The organism is Dellaglioa sp. CoH-57-MRSF-21 (assembly GCF_056781915.1).
Genome location: NZ_JBXAXU010000067.1, coordinates 1 through 428, shown reverse-complemented (window position 1 = coordinate 428; position 428 = coordinate 1). Strand labels below are relative to the sequence as shown.

Annotated in this window: 1 protein-coding gene; it reads right to left on the bottom strand. The window is 55.8% G+C overall.

The features are described 5' to 3' along the window. Positions 1 to 420, bottom strand: a 420-nt coding sequence (locus AC1RPQ_RS07955) for an NUDIX hydrolase (RefSeq protein ID WP_481762256.1), incomplete at its 3' end; no start/stop codon positions are given. Positions 421 to 428 lie beyond the last annotated feature (8 nt).

Below are 428 nucleotides of genomic sequence, written 5' to 3'. Positions count from 1 at the left end.
ATCTTGTCCACCTTCTAGTTCATGCGGTTCACGGTACGTTTCTTGGCCACGAAAATAAGCGATAGAGGCCATCGACGTGTCGTCGTTGAGCAGGGCTTCTACGCCCGGATGCAGAGGACTAACGTCCTCGATGTCGTCCACCCACTGGGCATCCGACGTTTCCCAATTCAACTTGGGTTGAAATTCATGAGGAACTATGGCCAAGAAGTTCTGGTACACCATGCCGTCCCCACGGAACAGTAGCAGCGGACGCAGCTTTAGCGGACCGGTATAGCCGGCCTCTTCTTGTACTTCACGAGCCACTGCCATCTCCACATGCTCTCCATGGTCTACAGCACCGCCCCACGTACCCCAACAATCAGGATTCGTGACGCCGGGACTACGCAGTGGCATCAGGAACCGGCCGGTGTCCTCTGCCATGATGAGAC